The sequence below is a fragment of the Streptomyces erythrochromogenes genome (assembly GCF_036170895.1).
In the GTDB taxonomy this organism is placed as follows: Bacteria; Actinomycetota; Actinomycetes; order Streptomycetales; family Streptomycetaceae; genus Streptomyces; species Streptomyces erythrochromogenes.
The window spans coordinates 1,102,694-1,118,376 of the sequence record NZ_CP108036.1 but is presented as its reverse complement, the minus strand read 5'-3'; the positions used below and the strand labels follow the sequence as shown (position 1 = coordinate 1,118,376).

13 protein-coding genes are annotated in these 15,683 nt (G+C 70.3%); 5 read left to right on the top strand and 8 right to left on the bottom strand.

Features of this window, described 5'->3' with window-relative positions; translation table 11 throughout:
* Window positions 1-58: 58 nt before the first annotated feature.
* The 8 genes from OHA91_RS05395 to araB form a co-directional block, all read right to left on the bottom strand.
* A complete protein-coding gene (locus tag OHA91_RS05395) occupies window positions 59-634 on the bottom strand; it encodes a hypothetical protein (RefSeq protein WP_031147328.1) in 576 nt (191 codons plus the stop codon).
* Window positions 631-1,992, bottom strand: a complete 1,362-nt coding sequence (locus tag OHA91_RS05390; RefSeq protein ID WP_328738727.1) for a hypothetical protein — start codon at window positions 1,990-1,992, stop codon at window positions 631-633. Before OHA91_RS05390 ends, OHA91_RS05395 begins: the two co-directional genes overlap by 4 nt.
* Window positions 1,989-2,795, bottom strand: coding sequence for an ABC transporter ATP-binding protein (locus tag OHA91_RS05385; RefSeq protein ID WP_037631672.1), 807 nt, complete (start codon window positions 2,793-2,795; stop codon window positions 1,989-1,991). The genes OHA91_RS05390 and OHA91_RS05385 overlap by 4 nt, the downstream gene beginning before the upstream one ends.
* A gap of 153 nt (window positions 2,796-2,948) precedes the next feature.
* Entirely contained in the window at window positions 2,949-3,767 is an 819-nt protein-coding gene (locus tag OHA91_RS05380) for a zf-HC2 domain-containing protein (RefSeq protein ID WP_328738725.1), read from the bottom strand.
* Entirely contained in the window at window positions 3,764-4,321 is a 558-nt protein-coding gene (locus OHA91_RS05375; RefSeq protein WP_328738724.1) for an RNA polymerase sigma factor, read from the bottom strand. The genes OHA91_RS05380 and OHA91_RS05375 overlap by 4 nt, the downstream gene beginning before the upstream one ends.
* Window positions 4,322-4,485: 164 nt before the next feature.
* Window positions 4,486-5,397 (bottom strand): helix-turn-helix domain-containing protein, encoded by a 912-nt coding sequence (locus OHA91_RS05370; protein WP_328738723.1) that lies wholly within the window; start codon window positions 5,395-5,397, stop codon window positions 4,486-4,488.
* A gap of 407 nt (window positions 5,398-5,804) precedes the next feature.
* Window positions 5,805-7,316: an L-arabinose isomerase gene (gene araA, locus OHA91_RS05365; RefSeq protein ID WP_266494675.1), complete on the bottom strand. Its 1,512-nt coding sequence runs from the start codon at window positions 7,314-7,316 to the stop codon at window positions 5,805-5,807.
* Window positions 7,317-7,398: 82 nt separating this feature from the next.
* Window positions 7,399-9,093, bottom strand: coding sequence for a ribulokinase (gene araB / locus OHA91_RS05360; protein ID WP_266494678.1), 1,695 nt, complete (start codon window positions 9,091-9,093; stop codon window positions 7,399-7,401).
* Window positions 9,094-9,515: 422 nt separating this feature from the next.
* Here araB and OHA91_RS05355 point away from each other — a divergent pair, with 422 nt between their 5' ends.
* The 5 genes from OHA91_RS05355 (at window position 9,516) to OHA91_RS05335 (ending at window position 15,516) form a co-directional block, all read left to right on the top strand.
* A complete protein-coding gene (locus tag OHA91_RS05355; RefSeq protein ID WP_031147344.1) occupies window positions 9,516-10,514 on the top strand; it encodes an ABC transporter substrate-binding protein in 999 nt (332 codons plus the stop codon).
* A 97-nt stretch (window positions 10,515-10,611) separates the two neighbouring features.
* Window positions 10,612-12,171: a sugar ABC transporter ATP-binding protein gene (locus OHA91_RS05350; protein ID WP_266494681.1), complete on the top strand. Its 1,560-nt coding sequence runs from the start codon at window positions 10,612-10,614 to the stop codon at window positions 12,169-12,171.
* Window positions 12,168-13,268, top strand: a complete 1,101-nt coding sequence (locus OHA91_RS05345) for an ABC transporter permease (protein WP_031147348.1) — start codon at window positions 12,168-12,170, stop codon at window positions 13,266-13,268. The genes OHA91_RS05350 and OHA91_RS05345 overlap by 4 nt, the downstream gene beginning before the upstream one ends.
* Window positions 13,265-14,287 carry a galactofuranose ABC transporter, permease protein YjfF gene (gene yjfF / locus OHA91_RS05340; RefSeq protein ID WP_031147350.1) on the top strand — a complete coding sequence of 341 codons (1,023 nt, stop codon included), beginning with the start codon at window positions 13,265-13,267 and terminating at the stop codon, window positions 14,285-14,287. Before OHA91_RS05345 ends, yjfF begins: the two co-directional genes overlap by 4 nt.
* Before the next feature lie 188 nt (window positions 14,288-14,475).
* Window positions 14,476-15,516 carry an aldose epimerase family protein gene (locus OHA91_RS05335; RefSeq protein ID WP_328738722.1) on the top strand — a complete coding sequence of 347 codons (1,041 nt, stop codon included), beginning with the start codon at window positions 14,476-14,478 and terminating at the stop codon, window positions 15,514-15,516.
* The last annotated feature ends 167 nt before the right edge of the window (window positions 15,517-15,683 follow it).

Genomic DNA, 15,683 nt, shown 5'->3' with positions numbered 1-15,683 from the left:
ACCGCTGGCGGATCCGCACACGAACACGGCCGTGCCCCGATCCGGTGGCCCGGTCCGGCTACCGTCTCGGTCCCGCGACGGCGTAGGCCGCGGTGCCGGCAACCGTGAGGACCAGGGCCGTCCAGGTGCCCGCTGCCGTGCCGGGCGGCAGCAGCATCCAGGTCGCCACCTGCATCGGCACACCTGTCGGGGGCGGGGCGAAGAACGAGAAGGAGAGCCAGGTGAACGGTAGCGTCCAGGCGTACTGGCCGCCCAAGAGCGCCGCGCCCAGGGCGACCAGTCCCATCAGGCCCGCGCTGTCCCGGACGACGAACGCGGTGGTGGCCATGTCCTCGCCCATGGTCTGCACTGTCAACAGCACCGTGCCGACGACCGCGCCGATGAGCAGCACGTGTGCCGCTCTTCGGGGCACCCATCGGATCGCGGCCGTCCGGTCCAGCGCGAGGTCCTGCCCGCTGAGCCCGATCGAGGCTGCCATCGCCCCCGTAGCGAGGATGAGCACGGGCAGCCGCGGATCACCGGGTCCCTCGCCCCCGTCCCGGACCAGTGCCCACACCGCCACCGCGCTGATCACCACTGCGGCGAGTGACGCGGGTACCTGACGCGAGCGCGCGTACAGCGTCAGCCATCTCATCGGGACGCACCCCCGTTCAGTGCATCGAACGCGTCGCCCTTGCAGGAGAGCGCGGCGGCGCGCATCGCGTTGATCCGCGAGAGCTGTTCGGCCCGCGGCAGCGCCTTGAGTTCCGTCCACACCGGGCGGGCCGCGGCGTCGACCTCGCGGCGCAAACTTGCTGATCCTGTGCCGGGCAGCGACCTGAGGTCTCCGAGGACCCAGCCCACGGCGACGGTCTGCGCGAAATCCTCATTCCCGAAGCTGCTCCAGCCGACGGGGGTGCACCCTGGCACCATGCCTTTGGCGATCAGGGCCCAGGTCAGCTCCTCGCCCTTCGCGGCGGCGATGATGTCGTCGTCGAAGTCGAAGAGCACGGTCTTGCCGGACCACTGCGGCGTGGAGCCGTCGGGCAGTACGGCGGTGTTCTCCCGGACCGAGACCGGCGCCTGGCCGCCCAGGGCGCCGTGCAGCAGGCGCAGCGCCTCCTTGCCGGGACCCGCGAGGTCGGCGAGTCGTGCCTGGTGCGTCTTGGTCACGCACACCGGACCATCGCACACCAGCTCCGCGGCGGCCTCGTCGACCACATACATCCGGCCTGGAGCGGAGGGGAGGACGAGCAGGGCGATCGCCGCGCCGGCCAGGACGGGCGTCAGGGCGATCAGCCGGGCGCGCGGGGTCGCGGCGACCAGCAGCGCGAAGCCGGTCGCGGCCATGCCGAGCAGCCAGATCGTCTGCCCGACGTGCACGGAGGCGGAGAGCGTGACGAGTACCTCGCGCACCTCCTGCACCGCCGGGGACAGCAGGGAGACCCGGTTCGGCTCCGTGCCCAACGACATGTGCATGAGGGCCGTGAACACGAAGGCGCCCATGGTCAGCGCGGGCGGGGTGAGCGCGGACGGCAGGGCGCGCCCGGCCCCCATGCCCAGCACGGCTCCCGCGGCGAGAGAGAGTGCCCCCACCAGCGAGACCGGCAGCCATCCGAGGTGCGTGTACTCGGTGTTGGAGAGCACCTGGACCGCGCCCACGAGGACGAGGAGCGCGAACGCCGAGGCCAGGGTGATCGCCGTCGTGCCCGCCAGCGTGGCGGCGCGGTGCCAGGCGGGACGCGATGTGGTCGTCAGCAGCTCGGACACCTTCGAGCGGTGGTCGCGCAGGCCCTGCAGCGCCCCGAGCCCCACGGCCAGCGGCCACAGGTAGCCCAGCAGGGCGCGGGTCCACAGGGCCATGGACGTCCACTGGGCCGTCCACGCCGTGGTGCCCCTCCACCACGCGGCGTCCACCAGGTACAGGAACGCCAGCGCCGTCGTCAGGACCACGGCGCCGGCCCACGGGGCGACGGAGCGCTTCAGCTCGATGCGCAGGACACGGACGTTCACCAGGTGCCCCTTGTCTGCTCGGGGGTCAGGAGCAGTGCCGAGTAGCCGCGCTCCAGGGGGCTGTCGCCCACGTGCTCGGGGCCGCCCGCCGCGGCCAGCTCGTCCGGGGTGCCCTGGAAGACCAGCCTGCCCTCGGCGAAGAGCACCACGTTGGTGCAGGCGGCGGCGACGTCCTCCACCAGATGGGTGGAGACCACGACGCACGTGTCCGTGCCGAGCTGCTGAAGCAGCTCGCGGAAGCGCAGCCGCTGCGCCGGGTCCAGGCCGACCGTCGGCTCGTCCAGCAGCAGGATCGTCGGGTCGTTGACGATGGCCTGGGCGATGCCGACCCTGCGTACCATGCCGCCCGACAGGGCCTTCATCTTCTCGTCGGCGCGGTCCGCCAGACCCACCCGCTCCACGGCACGCTGCACCGCCCCGGGGATGTCCGCCTTGGGCACCTCCTTCAGCCACGCCATGTACTCGACGAACTCGCGCACCGTGAAGCGCTTGTAGTAGCCGAACTCCTGCGGCAGGTATCCGATCCGGCGGCGCAGCGCACGGTGCTCGCCCATGCCGCCCGCGGACTCGCCGAGCAGCTCCAAGGTGCCTTCGGTGGGGTGCAGTACGGTGGCCAGTGCCCGGATGAGGGTGGTCTTGCCGGCCCCGTTGGGGCCGAGCAGGCCGTGTACGCCGATGCCGAGCTTCAGGTCGAGCCCGTCGACCGCCATCCGTTTCCGGCCGACTCTGACCTTCAGCCCGGTGGCCTGGATCTCCCAGGCGTAGGCCGTCGGCGCGATGTCAGCCGCGCTCACCGCGGTCATCATGTGGTGTTCCTTGCGTTGTCGGTGGGTTGATTCCGGTCACTCGTAGGACCGGGAGATCCAGGGATGCCGGTGTGGCTGTGGTGTTTCAGCCACTCATGGGGATGCGCGCGACAAGATCGCTGGGTAAGGGCACACTGGCGAGGCCGATGGTCATCGATGGGCTCCCAGCACGGAGTACGCGCCCCTGCGGGCGATCACGACACCGATGCCGAGCGCGAGGATCAGCCCCCACACGGGCAGACCGTCCGTCTGCAGGGCGAAGGTCGTACGGCTGGCGGCCAGGGTCGGCGCCACGACTACGGCGGCCCACACCGCCACCAGCGCAACGGCCGCACGGGTCACGCCGACGACACCGCCGAGCGCCAGGGTCGTCGAGGTGAAGGCCAGACAGGGCAGCAGCCACTGCGCGGCCGTCATCCCCGTCACCCAGCCGGCCACCAGCAGCGCGGGGACGACCACGGCGAGCACGGACGCGGTGCGCCGCAGCACCAGGTACAGCCCGGCTCTGGGCGCCGAGGCCGTCAGTTCGTACGCCGGGTCTAGCCCGCGCGACCACGACGCCGCGACGCCGAGCACCGGCAGCACCGGAGCGAGCAGAAGTACCAGTGACACCTCGGCGGATCCGGTGCCGACCAGGTCGAGCAGGAGCGCGAGCAGTGTCACGCTCACGACCATGGCCAGCCGCGGCACCGTCACCGGCGTCATCCACACGGACAGCCACGCCGACCAGCGCCGCCGGCGCGGCATCGTGGCGGTGGCGGCCAACTGGGGGCCGAGGCCGGACCACACCGTGTCGACCAGTGCCGCCACGGCGGGCGCCTGCGCCGTAACGGCGGCCGACAGCCGGTCACGGCACACCCGGCACGCCTCCAGGTGGGCCTCCAGGGCCCACACCTCGTCGGCGGCGATGTCCGTGTCGCCGCGCGCGTAACCGTCGATGATCCGCATCGACGCGTGTTCCACGCTCATACCAGCGCCCTCCGCATCGCGATCCTGGCCCGGCGGGCACGGGTCTTGACCGTGCCCTCGGGCAGCCCGAGCAGAACCGCGGTCTCCCTGACGGACAGTCCGTCGAGCACCATGGCCTGCAGTACCTGTCTGAGCTCCGGCGTGAGGCGCCGCAGCGCGTCGCCGACGTCACCGCCCACGATCGCCGCGAGCGCCTCCTCCTCGGCGGGCGCCACGGGCTGCGGGGCGGCCGCGGGCGGCGGCTCCGCGTGGTGGGCCCTGCGCCGGAACGCGTCGACGAGGCGCCGCGCCGCGATCGTCCACAGCCAGCCGACGGCCGTTCCTCCGGCCGCGGCCCCGGCGAACGCACTCGCCGCGCGCCACACCGCCAGATACGTCTCCTGCATGACTTCGGCGACGATCTGCTCGTCCGCGCAGCGGCGGCGCAGCCGCACCGCCATCCACGGCGACGTACGCCGGTACAACTCCTCGAACGCGGCACGGTCGCCCTTGGCCACCAGCCGGACGAGACGCTCCTCGTCCAACTCGTGCAGCGCTGCTCTGACTGTTCTCACACCTCCTAGACGCCCGAGCCGAGCCGCAGGTTTTCCCACCGACGTGATCCCCGCCACATGTGGTGAAGAGCGGCAGCTGCCCCCAGCCCGTGATCACACGAGGCGGATCGGGAACGGGTGGTCGCTTCGCCTCAACCCATGCGGGGCAGGGGCGGTACGGCCGGTCAGGCTTGATCCGCGGCACGCAGGGCTCGCGCCAGCCACTCCAGCTCCTCGGACGCGTCGGGAGACGAATACTGTCCGCGCACGCGGGCGACGAGCCTGCGGTAGCGATCCGCCCCTGCCTCGATCCCGGCCTCCAGGCACAACAGCACGGCGGCCCGATCGGCGTCGCCGAACAGCTCGGACAGCACTTCGGCCGCTGCCGGTCCCTCAGGGGCGATCCCGCGGTTCCTCACCTCCGCGACGGTCTGCACGACCTGCCTGGCCCACCAGATGGACGCCCCGGGGGCACGATTCTGACCGGGGGCCGGGGTGCTCAGCTCCAGCATGGTGCGCATCCGGGAGCGGAAGCCGGGGTCCCGCACCAGCTCGGCCAGTTCGATCCAGGCGTCGACCTGCTCGGGTGTGGGGTCGTCGGGCAGTTCGATGCTGAAGGTGCGCATGCGGTCACGCAGGCGCGGGTCGACGTCGAGACCGCCGAACACCTCCTCCTTGAACTCGTCGATGATCTGCTTGCGTTCGGTGGCGGAAAGCCGTGCCAACCGGTTCATCAGTGCTGTCTCCTCAGCGGTCGAACCACGTTTCGAAACGGTGGAGAGGACGGCCCGACTCACCTTGAGGGAGCGGATCTGCGCGTCGAGCGCGGCCACGTGCGCGTCGGCGATCTCGGCGACCGTGGTGCGGCCGCTCAGGACGCGGCACACGTCGTCGAGCCCGAGGCCCAGCTCCCGCAGGGTGCGGACCAGCTCGACGCGGGCCACGGACTCGGCGTCGTACAGCCGGTAGCCGCTCGCGGAGCGGGCCACGGGCGGCACCGCTCCCTCGTCCGACCAGAAGCGCAGGGTGCGCACCGGAAGGCCAGTGCGGTGCGCGAGCTGGCCGATGGTGAGCACGTCGGGGCGTTCGTCTTCCATGGGCGAGATCCTGGACCCTCCAGCCGCTGGAGACTCAAGCGCCCGGGCGCGCGAGCCGTGGACCTTGACGTCGAGGGGCTTCCGCCGCTTGCCGTGGCGGTCATACAGGTCACATGAGCTCGTGAGGACCCGGCACACGACGGGGCCCAGCGAAGGCGCATCAGTCCTGGCAACACCACCTGCGTATCGGCCGGTCACGTCGTGCGCGTGTCTGGGCAAGCGGCGACACCCGTTCGACGAGACCTGCCTGACGATGCACAAGTTGCGCGCCGGGGGATCGACGGTCTGTGCTCAGGTGGCGGAAGACGCCCGCTGACGCTCGGCGGCTCAAGGCAGGGGCGGGGATCGATCGTCGAGACCGGTCGGCCGATGCCCGTTTGCGCGGACCGGCCTGGGCTTCAACCGGTTCACAGTCCCAGTGCCAGCCGGTAGTACGCCTGGTTCCAGCGGAGATCTCGCCGGAACTGCTTCGGGGTGGTGGTGTCGTCGATGAGGGCGAGTTCCAGGCGGAGCATCTCCGCCAGGTCGTCGAGGTGGTCGGAGGTGAGGGCGGTGCTGAGGACGGTGTGGTGCGGTCCTCCGGCCGTCAGCCAGGATTCGGTGGAGGTCCGCAGGTCGGGGTGGGGCCGCCAGACCGCGCGGGCGACGGGCAGGGCGGGCAGCGGGTGAGGGGGTGCCACCACGTCGATGTCGTTGGCGATCAGGCGGAAGCGGTCGCCAAGGTCGGCGAGTCCGATCACCACGGCCCGGCCGGGGGCGGCGTCGAACACCAGGCGCACCGGGTCCTCCCGCCCGCCGATGCCGAGGGGGTGGATCTCGCAGCTGGGCCTGGCGGCCGCGATGGTGGGGCAGACTTCCAGCATGTGTGCGCCGAGGATGAGCTGGTTGCCCGCTGTCAGGTCGTAGGTGTAGTCCTCCATGAAGGAGGTGCCGCCCGGGAGGCCGGTGGCGGCCACCTTGAGGGCGCGCAGCAGGACGGCGGTCTTCCAGTCGCCCTCTCCTCCGAAGCCGTGCCCCTGGGCCATGAGCCGCTGGACCGCGAGGCCGGGCAGCTGGCGCAGTCCGCCCAGGTCCTCGAAGTTGGTGGTGAAGGCCCCGAAGCCGCCCGTTTCCAGGAAGGTGCGCAGGCCGGCTTCGATGCGGGCCGCGTAACGCAGCGAGTCGTGCCGTTCGCCGCCCGGTCGCAGTTCCGGCGCCAAGTGGTACAGGTCGGCGTACTCCTCGACGAGGGAAGCCACGTCGGTCTCGTCCGCGCTGTCGACGACCTTCACCAGGTCGTTGACGCCGTAGGTGTTGACGGAGACGCCCAAGCGCAGCTGGGCCTCGACCTTGTCGCCCTCGGTGACGGCCACGTCGCGCATGTTGTCGCCGAAGCGGGCGACCTTGAGGGTGGCCAGTTCGGATCGTGCGGCGGCCGCCCGCGCCCAGATCGCGACGCGTGCGCTCGTCTCGGGATCGGTGACGTGGCCGGCCACCGTTTTGCGGGGTACGCCCAGACGGGTCTGGATGTGCCCGAACTCGCGGTCTCCGTGGGCAGCTTGGTTGAGGTTCATGAAGTCCATGTCGATGGTGTCCCAGGGCAGGGCCACGTTCGACTGGGTGTGGAGGTGCAGCAACGGCTTGCGCAGCGCGTCCAGTCCGGCGATCCACATCTTGGCCGGCGAGAAGGTGTGCATCCAGGCGATCAGCCCGATGCACTGGTCGTCGGCGTTCGCGTCGAGGCACACCCGGCGGATGGCGGCGGCGTCGGTCAGTACCGGCTTCCACACCACGCGCGCGAGAATGCCGGAGGCGTCGGCCAGCGCGGCGGCGATCTGCAGCGACTGTTCGGCGACCTGCTGCAGCGTCTCCTCTCCGTACAGGCCTTGGCTGCCGGTGAGGAACCAGATTTCCTGGGCGGGGGATGCGTGGCTGGGCACATGGACTCCTGAAGGTGACGTCCCGCAACGGTGGCGGGGGCGGCGGGCGGGTGGGGAAGCGGGGACGAACAGCGGGGCGGTGTCAGCCCGCGGTGTGGGCCGTGTCGCGCATGCTCCTCAGGCGGTGCAGCAGGCCGCCGGTGCCGAAGTGGTCGTGCAGGAGCCGGTATTCGGCGAAGAGGGCGTCGTACGCCTCGGCCCGGGTGGCGTCGGGCAGGTAGACGGCCGGCAGCCGGCGGCCCATGGCGGCGGTGGCCGTACGTACGTCGGTGTGCGCGCCGGCGGCTACGGCGGCGTGGATGGCCGACCCGAGGGCGGGGCCCTGGTTGGACGCGGCCAGGGAGACGGGGCGGCGCAGCACGTCGGAGTAGATCTGCATCAGCAGTTCGTTCTTGGCCAGCCCGCCGGCGACGATGAACTCGTTCACCGGTACGCCGCCCGTCTCCAGGGCCTCCACGATGACGCGGGTGCCGAACGCGGTGGCTTCGAGCAGCGCGCGGTAGACGTCCTCGGGGCGGGTCGCGAGGGTGAGACCCACGATGACTCCGGAGAGGTGGTGGTCGACGAGGACCGAACGGTTGCCGTTCAGCCAGTCGAGGGCGACCAGTCCGTGGCCGCCGACCGGCTGTCGGGCGGCCTTCCGGGTCAGCAGGGTGTGCAGGTCCTCGCCGCGTTCGGCGGCCTCGGCGAGGTAGTCCGACGGGACGCCTTGGTCCAGTACCCAGGCGAAGATGTCGCCGACCGCGCTCTGGCCGGCCTCGTAGCCGTAGGTTCCCTCGACGATCCCACCGTTGACGACACCGCAGATGCCGGGGACGTCGGCGAGGACGGGAGCGTTCACGACGTGGCAGGTGGAGGTGCCCATGATGGCGAGCAGTTGACCGTCCTCGACGGCCTGGGCCGCCGCTGCGGTGACGTGGGCGTCGACGTTGCCCGCGGCAACGGCGATGCCGGGTCGCAGCCCTGTCCAGGCTGCTGCCTCGGTGCTGAGCGAGCCCACTCGTGAGCCCAGCGCAGAGAGGGGGAATGCGAGGCGGGTGCGTGCGAAGTCGGCGAACCGGGGGTTCAGTGCGGCCAGGTACTCCTCGCTCGGGTAGGCGCCGTCCTGGTGGATGCCCTTGTATCCGGCCGTGCAGGCGTTGCGGGACTCGGTTCCGGTGAGCTGCCACACGATCCAGTCGGCGGCCTCGATCCACCGCGCGCAGGTTTCGTAGACGAGCGGATCCTCCTCCAAGACCTGGAGGGCCTTCGCGAACTGCCACTCGGAGGAGATCCGGCCGCCGTAGCGGGCGATCCACTTCTCCCCGCGGGCGTGGGCGAGTTCGTTGATGCGGTCGGCATGCGACTGGGCCGCGTGGTGCTTCCACAGCTTGGGCCACGCGTGCGGCCGTCCGGCGAGCTCCGTCTCGGCGAGGGGAGTCCCGTCGGCCAGCGTGGGCAGGACGGTGCACGCGGTGAAGTCGGTGGCGATGCCGATCACCGCGGCAGGATCGATTCCGGCCGCCGCCACCGCCTCCGGGACGGCGCGACGCAGTACGTCCCGCCAGTCCTGGGGGTGTTGCAGGGACCAGTCCGGAGGCAGTTGCGCACCGCCGTGCGGCAGGTGCCGGTCGATGACGCCGTGCCGGTAGGCGTGGACCGCCGCGGCCAGCTCCTGACCGTCGCGAACCCGCACCACCACGGCGCGGCCCGACAGGGTGCCGAAGTCGACGCCGACCGTGTACTGCTCCGATTCCTCGGAATACGGGGTGGGCGCGAGGGGATGAGGTGACGTCAACAGAGTGCCTTTCGAAGGAGCCGTGGGGCGGCAGGCGGCCCGACAGGCTGCCCGGCAGGCGGAGTTGCCGCCCGCGATCCTGGCGGTCGGTCGGGTGGTCCCTTCGCAGTGTGAGCGCTAACAATGTCGATAGGCAAGGGGTCCGTGCGGGTCACAGTCTCGTTGTCGCGCCCGACGCGGTAACGGACAGGTAACGCGCGCAAGAGGGTTGAGAACGTGGCTTGTTAGCGCTCACAATGCGACGGCGCCCCCATCTCAAGGGAATCCCTCACCTGCCGACCCTTCCCGCCCCCACCTCCGCCCCGACGTCGACCGACCGACCCGGCCGTCGTGCAGCGCGGCACCCCTGGGACTCCTTTTGGGCAAAGCCCGGCCCCCGGCCGTGCGGCGCCTCTTCCGTACACCCCGAAAGGACACTCGACATGGCCCGCAGAGCAGCTCTCGTCCTCACCGCCGCCCTCCTCGCCTCCTCGGCGTTGACCGCCTGCTCGACCGAGGGCCCCGCCTCCGGCTCCTCCTCGGGAGGCAAGGGAGGCTCCGGCGGCACGATCACCCTCGGCTTCGCCCAGGTCGGCGCCGAGAGCGGTTGGCGTACCGCCAACACCAAGTCCGTCCAGGAGGCGGCGAAGAAGGCGGGGATCACCCTCAAGTTCTCCGACGGACAGCAGAAGCAGGAGAACCAGATCAAGGCGATCCGCACCTTCATTCAGCAGAAGGTCGACGTCATCGCCTTCTCGCCGGTCGTGGAGTCCGGTTGGGACACGGTGCTGAAGGAGGCCAAGGATGCAGGCATCCCGGTCATCCTCACCGACCGCGCCGTGGACACCAAGGACACCTCCCTCTACAAGACCTTCCTGGGCTCGGACTTCGTCAAGGAGGGCAGGTCCGCGGGCGAATGGCTGACCGGCGCGTACGCCAACGAGCAGGGCCCGGTCAACATCGTCGAGCTCCAGGGCACCACGGGCTCCGCGCCCGCCAACGACCGCAAGGCCGGCTTCGCCGACGTCATCCGTGCCGACAACAAGTTCAAGATCGTTGCCTCGCAGTCGGGCGACTTCACCCGCGCCAAGGGCAAGGAGGTCATGCAGGCGTTCCTGAAGTCCCAGGAGGACATCGACGTCCTCTACGCCCACAACGACGACATGGCCCTCGGCGCCATCCAGGCCATCGAGGAGTCCGGCAAGAAGCCCGGGACGGACATCAAGGTGATCTCGGTGGACGGGATCAAGGACGCCTTCGTCGCAATGACCGAGGGCAAGATCAACGTCGTGGTGGAGTGCAACCCGATGCTCGGTGACCAGCTGATGGAGCTGACCAAGAAGGTGGCGGCCGGGGAGAGCGTGCCGGCTCGTGTCGAGACCGTGGAGGGTGTCTTCCCGCAGGACAAGGCCGCGGCCGCGCTGCCGTCCCGGAACTACTGAAACCCGCACGTTCCGGTGCCGGAGGAGGCCCGGCCCCGGTGCCTCCTTCACCGTCCGGAGCCCGCTCCACCCCACCCCACCCACGAGAGGAGGGCGGATGGCATCCCCGTCCACCCCGCGGCCCACGGACGACGGCGGCCCGCGGCCGGTCCTGGAAGCCCGGGACATCCGCAAGCAGTTCCCGGGCGTGCTCGCCCTCGACGGAGTCGCCCTGCGGCTCTTCCCCGGTGAGGTGCACGCCCTGATGGGCGAGAACGGCGCCGGCAAGTCCACCTTGATCAAGGTGCTCACCGGTGTCCACCCCGTCGAAGGCGGCACCATCCTCGTCGACGGCCGGCCGCACACCTTCGCAGACCCCCTCCAGGCGCAGCAGGCCGGAATCAGCACCGTCTACCAGGAGGTCAACCTCTGCCCGAACATCTCGGTCGCCGAGAACATCCTCATCGGGCGCGAACCGCGCCGGCTCGGCCTCATCCACTGGTCCGCGATGCGGCAGCGGGCGGCAGAGCTGCTGACGGAACTGGACCTCGACCTCGACGTCACCAGTCTGCTCGGTTCGCACTCCCTGGCGGTGCAGCAGCTGGTCGCCATCGTCCGGGCGGTGGACGTCTCGGCGAAGGTGCTCGTGCTGGACGAACCCACCTCCAGCCTGGATCGCGAGGAGGTCGCCCAGCTCTTCACCCTGGTGCGGCGCCTGCGGGACCGCGGTGCGGCCATCCTGTTCGTCACGCACTTCCTCGACCAGGTATTCGATCTCTGCGACCGCGTCACCATCCTGCGCAACGGTCACCTGGAAGGCGAGTACCCCATCGGCGAACTCACTCCGGTGACGCTGGTACAGCGCATGATCGGCGGAGAACTGGCCACCCTCGACCAGCTGTCCGACCGTGCCCACGAGGAAGCGGCCGAACGGGCGACCAGCGAGCCGTTCCTCCAGGCACGACAACTGACCCGCACGGGCTCGATCGAACCGTACGACCTCGACATCCATGCCGGCGAGGTCATCGGACTGGCCGGCCTCCTGGGCTCCGGCCGCACGGAGGCGGCGCGACTCCTGTTCGGCGCGGACAGCGCGGACGGCGGAGAAGTGAGCATCGAGGGCAAGAAGGTACTCCTGCGCACCCCTCGCCACGCCATCGCCCGAGGCATCGCCTTCTGCTCCGAGAACCGCAAGTCCGAGGGACTGGTGGGCGAGCTCACGGTCCGCGAGAACATCGTCCTCGCTCTGCAGGCCGCCCGCGGCTGGACCAGGCCGCTGGCCCGTGCGAAACAGGACGAACTGGCACGGCACTGGATCCAAGCCCTGGACATCCGCCCCGCCGACCCCGAAGCGCAGGTACGCCACCTCAGCGGAGGCAACCAGCAGAAAGTCCTCCTCGCCCGTTGGCTGCTGACCGCACCCCGGCTCCTGATCCTCGACGAGCCCACCCGGGGCATCGACATCGGGGCCAAGGCGGAGATCCAGAAACTCGTCGCCCGCCTGGCGAGCGAAGGCACCGCCGTGCTGTTCATCTCGGCGGAACTCGAAGAGGTCCTGCGCCTGAGCCACCACATCGCCGTGCTCCGCGACCACCGCATGGTGGCCACCCTCACGAACGACGACAGCGTCACGCCCGAACGCATACTCACCACCATCGCCACCGGAGCGGACTCATGACCCCCCAGCCTGCCAAGTCCGAGGCGGTCGGCGGAATCGGGAGACGACTGGCCGGCCACCGCCTGCTGTGGCCAACCCTCATCCTGTTCGCCCTGCTCCTCGGCAACCTCGCGTTCCACCACGACTTCTTCTCCGTCCGCGTACGCGACGGCCACCTCTACGGCAGCCTCATCGACATCCTCCAGTTCGGCGCGCCCCTCACCCTGGTGGCGCTGGGCATGACCCTCGTCATCGCCACCCGCGGCATCGACCTCTCGGTGGGTTCCACCGTCGCCATCGCCGGTGCCCTCGCCTGTGGGCACATCTCCACCGCCGCACATCCCGGCAGCGTCGCCACCATGCTCACGGCCGTCGCCCTCGCGCTCGGCGTCGCCCTCGTGCTGGGCCTCGCCAACGGCTTCCTGGTGTCCGGGCTGGGGGTGCAGCCCATCGTGGCCACCTTGATCCTCATGGTCGCGGGCCGCGGCGTCGCCCAGCTGATCACCGACGGCCAGATCATCACGGTGACCAGCGGCCCCTACAAGATGATCGGAGGCGGCTACTGGCTGACCTTCCCGTTCGCCGTCCTCTTGGCAACCGCCCTCGTCGCGCTCACCGCCTTCATCACCCGTCGCAGCGCACTCGGCATGCTGATCGAGTCCGTAGGCGGCAACCCCGCCGCCAGCCGACTGGTCGGCATCCGCGCCGGCGGTCTGCTCGCCCTGGTCTACGTCTTCAGCGCGCTGTGCGCCGCCGTCGCCGGGCTGATGATCAGTTCCAACGTCTCCAGCGCCGACGGTAACAACGCCGGCCTGTGGATCGAACTCGACGCGATCCTCGCCGTCGTCGTCGGCGGCACCGCCCTGACCGGAGGACGCTTCTCCCTCGGCGGCACCGTCCTGGGCGCCCTGATCATCCAGACGCTGTCCACCACCGTCTACACCCTCGGCGTCCCACCCGAGATCACCCTCGTCTTCAAGGCCTTCGTCGTCATCGTCGTCTGCCTCGTGCAGTCCCCGGTCTTCCGGGCCAAGGTCCTGCGCCGCCGCAGGACAACCACTCCCCGATCCCACACCACGGCGGGCGCCGCCCCGCAGCAGCAGGAGGTACGCGCATGAGTACCGGCATCGCGAGCGCCGCCGCTGGGCTCACCCGCCCCTTCGCGACCGTGTCCCCGCGCACCCGCACCCGTATCCCACTGATCGTCACGGCCGTCCTGCTGGTCGTCATGTTCAGCGTCGGATCGCTCCGCTACGAGGGCTTCCTCTCCGCGCAAGTCGTGCTGAACCTGCTGATCGACAACGGATTCCTCCTGGTCGTCGCGGTCGGGGCAACCTTCGTCATCCTCACCGGCGGCATCGATCTGTCCGTCGGCTCCATGGTGGCCCTGTCGACCATGCTCACCGCCTGGCTGGTCGAGTCACACGGCTGGCCCCTGGCCACCGTCATGCCACTGGTACTGCTGGTCGGAGCAGCGAGCGGGACGCTCATGGGCTGGATCATCCACACCTTCGAGATCCAGCCGTTCATCGTCACCCTGGCCGGCATGTTCCTCGCCCGCGGGCTCTGCTACACGATCAGCACCGAATCCATCACGATCAGCGACCCCACCACGGCGGGAATCGCGCAGACCCGGCTGTATGGCCCGGGGGGACTGTTCGTTTCGATCCCGGTGGTCATCGCCCTGGCCGTGCTGGTGATCGCCTTCGTCGTACTGCACCACACGCGCTTCGGCCGCAACGTGTACGCGCTGGGCGGCAATGAGTCCTCCGCACGCCTGATGGGTCTTCCGGCGGGCTCCACCAAGATCGCCGTATATGCCGTCAGCGGCCTGTGCTCCGCACTCGGCGGCCTGCTGCTGACCTTCTACATGCTCTCCGGCTACGCCCTCCACGCCATGGGCATGGAACTCGACGCGATCGCCGCCACCGTGATCGGCGGCACGCTGCTGACCGGAGGTTCCGGCTTCGTCCTTGGCACCGCCCTCGGCGTGCTCGTCCTCGGCGTGATCCAGACGGTCGTCAACTTCCAGGGCACGCTCAGCTCGTGGTGGACCCGGATCGTCATCGGCGCCCTGCTGCTCGTGTTCATCGTGCTGCAACGGCTGATGAGTGGACGCCGCCCTGCCGCCGCCTGACTCCCGGCCCCTCTGCCCATCCCGTGCCACCGCGTTCGCGTGCCGCGATCACAGCTTGCCTCCCGGCACGCCCTCCGATGGACCGACTTCCAGGGAACACCGCCATGGAATACGCATACGAACCTGTCGAACAGGCCTCTGAGCCCAGGCAGACTGCCGCCTGTCCGCGGACGGGCCGTCCCCTGCGCATGGCCGATGAAGGAACGGAGGAGAGGTGGCGGTTCGGCTTCCCCGGCCGGGCGCGCGCGGAGGTCCACACGCGCGGCGCCCGCCTCCGTTCCCTGATCCTGCCGGATCGCTGGGGCCACACTGCCGATGTGGTGCTCGCCGCCCGCGACCCCGCCGCCTTCGAGGGCTCAGCACGCTACTTCGGCGCGACGGTGGGCCGTTACGCCAACCGCATTGCGCGTGGCCGTCTCGTCCTCGACGGCGTCACCTACCGGCTCGCCACCCAGGAGAACGGGCACACGCTGCACGGCGGTCCCGACGGGTTCGACCAGTGCGTGTGGCGGTGCGAACCCTTCCACTCCGCGCACCGCACCGGTGTCCGCCTGTTCCTGCACAGCCCCCACGGCGACCAGGGATTCCCCGGTGCCCTGAACGTCCGCGTCACCTACACGCTGGACCAGGATGACAACCTGACCCTGGCGTACCAGGCGGTCGCCGACGCGCCGACGATCGTCAACCTCACCAACCACGCCCACGGGAACCTCGAAGGAGAGGGGCGCGGCAACGTCCTGTCCCACCACCTCCAGATAGAGGCTCGCCTCTACACGCCCGTCGACGCCGAGCTGATCCCCGACGGCCCTCACCGCTCGGTCAGCGGCACCCCGTTCGACCTTCGCAGGCACCGGCGGCTCTCTGACATCCTGACCCGTACGGATGAGCAACTGGCCCTCGGCGGCAGTGGCTTCGACCACAACTGGGTCCTCGACGGCGCCCGGCGAGCCCGTCCTCGCAAGGCCGCCGTGTTGTACGCCCCCGCATCCGGCCGTCGCATGGACGTGCGCACCACGGAACCGGGCATTCAGGTCTACACCGCCCAAGGCCTGACCGGTGACATCACGGGCAAGGGAGGTAGCTCGTACCGTGCCTACGCGGGGGTCGCGCTGGAAACCCAGCACTTCCCCGACTCCCCGAACCGCCCCGAGTACCCGACGGTCCTCCTGCGCCCGGGTGAGCTGTACCGGTCCACCACGATCCACAGTTTCACCACGGTCACTGTCTGAGAGGGGCGGCGCCGGCCGTTTCGCGGGTCGGTGCGGCCGTCATCTGCTCACCCGGAGCCGCGAAGATCTCCTCCGCCGACCGCTTCGCCATTCCCGGGGCGCATGCGCCGCGTTGCGCGGACCCGGCCCGGGCGACGCCGTCGGTGGTTCCAGTGTGCCGGCCGCAC